This is a genomic window from Acidovorax sp. KPB24-03 (genome assembly GCF_057546605.1).
In genome coordinates this window covers 1-3,052 of the sequence record NZ_BAAJYR010000413.1, presented here as the reverse complement: position 1 = coordinate 3,052, position 3,052 = coordinate 1, and the positions used below count along the sequence as shown (strand labels likewise).

At 72.3% G+C, this 3,052-nt stretch carries 4 protein-coding genes; 2 read left to right on the top strand and 2 right to left on the bottom strand.

From position 1 onward, the window contains the following. Window positions 1-1,062, bottom strand: a 1,062-nt coding sequence (locus AC27KI_RS21850; RefSeq protein WP_487115799.1) for a DEAD/DEAH box helicase, incomplete at its 3' end; no start/stop codon positions are given. A gap of 131 nt (window positions 1,063-1,193) precedes the next feature. On the opposite strand from AC27KI_RS21850, the gene AC27KI_RS21845 reads away from it, so the two are divergent. Together AC27KI_RS21845 and AC27KI_RS21840 are read left to right on the top strand one after the other, a co-directional pair. Then, window positions 1,194-1,676, top strand: a complete 483-nt coding sequence (locus AC27KI_RS21845; RefSeq protein WP_487115797.1) for an OsmC family protein — start codon at window positions 1,194-1,196, stop codon at window positions 1,674-1,676. Between the two features lie 254 nt (window positions 1,677-1,930). Further along, on the top strand, window positions 1,931-2,209 hold the full coding sequence (locus tag AC27KI_RS21840) for a hypothetical protein (protein ID WP_284400525.1): 279 nt from the start codon (window positions 1,931-1,933) through the stop codon (window positions 2,207-2,209). A 65-nt stretch (window positions 2,210-2,274) separates the two neighbouring features. Here the strand turns inward: AC27KI_RS21840 and AC27KI_RS21835 are convergent. Next, the coding region (locus tag AC27KI_RS21835) for a homoserine dehydrogenase (RefSeq protein WP_487115795.1) at window positions 2,275-3,052 on the bottom strand (778 nt) is incomplete at its 5' end.

Here is a 3,052-nt window from a genome sequence, read left to right as displayed (position 1 = left end):
CGCCCCCAGGCCGGCCTGGGGGGCGCGCAGCTGCTCGCCGTACACGTCCATCACCAGCCGGGCCACGTCCTGCAGCGCGGCGCGCAGGCGCGCGGAATGGTTGGGGATGTCGGCGATCTCCTCCACCTCGACCAGCGCGCCGATGCGCAGCGCGCGGCTGGCCAGGCGGTCGATCCAGGTCAGGCGGGACAGGTCGGCCTCGCACGCGAACTGGTCGAGCGCGGTCGCGGGCAGGTGGTGCGCCTCGTCCAGCACCAGCAGGCAGTTGTCCAGCTCGGGCAGCAGCCGCGCGCCCAGCGAGGACAGCAGCAGGTCGTGGTTGGCCACGATGACCTGCGCGGCCACCAGCGCCTTGCGCCGGTCGTAGTAGGTGCACTGGCTGAAGGCCGGGCAGTGCTTGCCGGTGCAGGAGCTGGCCTCGGCCGCCACGGGGCTCCACACCTCGGACTCGGGCGGCACCTCCAGGCTGTCGCGGTCGCCGTCCCAGGCGCCCTTGGCGAGCACGTCGGCCATGGTGGCGTAGAACTTCATGCGCGCCTCGGTCTCCTGGCGCGGGCGGGCGGCGCGGGTGGCGGCCTCTTCCTCGGCGAAGAGGTCCTCCTCCTCCGGCGAATGGGCCTCGCCCGTGCCGGCGAGCCGCTCCAGCTTGAGCTTGCACACATAGCGCCCGCGGCCCTTGGCCAGGGCGAACTTGAAGGGCTGCTCCATGCGCGCGGCCAGGGCCGGGAGGTCCTTGTTGACGAGCTGCTCCTGCAGCGCCACCGTGGCCGTGGAGATCAGCACCCGCGTGCCGCGCGAGATCGCCATGGCGATGGCCGGCACGCTGTAGGCCAGCGATTTGCCGACCCCCGTGCCCGCCTGCACGACGGCGATGGAGCGCGTGGGCGGCGGCGCCTCGCCGTCGGGCCCCTCCTCCACCTTGCCCAGCTGCGCCACGCTGAAGGTGTGCGCCACCTGCTCGGCCATGCGCCGCTGGCCGGCGCGGCTGCGGAACCCCTCGGTGGCGCCCACCACCGCATCGAAAGACTGCAGGGCCTGCGCGGCCCATTCCTGTTGAGACATACAGTAGTGTGGCATGCCCGGGCCGGCCCCGGAAACGGTTCGGGTTCTCGGCAGGGCACGGCCGGAGGTCCCTAAACTCCCGGGGCGTCCCTTCGTTCCCCACCCCTCCAACCGACCGAAACGAGACCCCCATGGCAGAACACCTGGCCTCCATCACCTGGCAGCGCGGCAGCGACGCCTTCCTGGACCGGCGCTACCACCGCGCCCACCAATGGCAGTTCGACGGCGGGGCCACCGTCGCCGCGTCGTCCTCGCCGCACGTCGTGCCCCTGCCCTACTCCGACGCAGCCGCGGTGGACCCGGAGGAGGCCTTCGTCGCGGCGCTGTCGAGCTGCCACATGCTGTGGTTCCTGGACCTGGCCTGCCGCGACGGCTGGCGCGTGGACCACTACCGCGACGACGCCGTGGGCACGATGGCGCCGGACGACCAGGGCCGCCCCGTGGTCGCCCACGTGCAGCTGCGCCCCGTCACCCGCTTCGACCCCGCCCACGCGCCCAGCCGGGAGGCGCTGGAGGCGCTGCACCACCGGGCGCACGCGGCGTGCTTTCTCGCCAACTCGGTCCGCACGCGCATCGACTGCGCGCCCGTGCTGGAAACGGCGGACGCGGCCTGAGGGGCTTCGATCCCGCCGTGGATTGCGCGCGGGGCCGGCACCGCCGCGGCGGGCGCCCGGGTGCCGAAGCACCACCCGGTTGCTATTCAATTAATAGCAATACGCCCTAGTATTGATTGCGCCAGCGGCCTGAAAGGCTTCAAATCGCCCCCGCCGTCGCCGGCTGTGCGCACCCGCCTACAGACGCCGCCGGAGGGCTTTCCTAGCATCGAGGCCATGCCTATCCGGCACAGCCACACGACAGGAGCCCTGCAATGTCCACCCCCCGCGATTCCCTTTCCGAGACCCCGGTGCCCGAACGCAAGGAGCGCCGCGTCGACACCACGCAGTCGCACCCCGCCCCCGACGCCGACAGCAAGAACCCCGACGGCCCCGAGCCCCGCCTGCCGCACGAGCGCGATCAGGCGGTGGAGATGACCGGCGGCGAGCCATCCGAAGAAATGCAGCAGGCCTACAAGGACGTGCAGCGCGGCCTGCAGGACACCGACCGCGGCAAGCCAGCCCACGAGGCGTACCAGAAGCAAAAGCGCTGAGCGGACGGCGGGGCCACACAAGCGCGCCGCCGCCGCAGCAGCAGACCCCTCGCCCGCCCCCGTCATCACTCCAGCATTTCCACCCGCAGCCGCACCGGCGCCTGCACGCACAGGCCCGGCACCTCGCTCAGTTGCTCCAGCACCGCCTGCACCTGCGCATCGGCGGCCTCGTGCGTGAGCGCCAACACCTGGTCCACGGCCGCATCGCCCTGCGCCGCACCAACGGCATGCACCCTCAGCGATTTCACCGCGACTCCGGCGCGCGCCAGATGCTCCGACACCATCCCAATGGCATCCGCCCGCCCCGCCGCCACCGGCACGCGCAGGTAATGCCGCGTGCGCACATCCCCGATGGGTTTCACGACCCGGTCCTGCTGCGCATGCGGATGGAACGCCAGGTGCGGCACGCGGTGCGCGGCGCTGCCGTCGGCCGCCAGGCGCGCCACGTCCACCAGATCGGCCACCACAGCCGACGCGGTGGGCTCGGAGCCCGCGCCCGCGCCGTAGTACATCGTCACGCCACAGGCGTCGCCCTTGACCAGCACCGCGTTCATCGACCCGTCCACCTGCGCCAGCAGGTGCCGTGCAGGCACCAGGGCGGGGTGCACACGCAGCTCCACGCCCTGGTCTTCGCCCTCGCCCGCCTCCAGATTCCGGCGCGCCATGCCCAGCAGCTTGATGCGAAAGCCCAGCGCTTCGGCGCACGCCACGTCGATCGCCTGCAGCCCGCGGATGCCCTCCACGTGCGCCCGCTCGAAGCGCACCGGCATGCCGAACGCATTGGCCGCCAGCAGCGTGGCCTTGTGCGCGGCGTCCACGCCGTCCACGTCGAACGATGGGTCG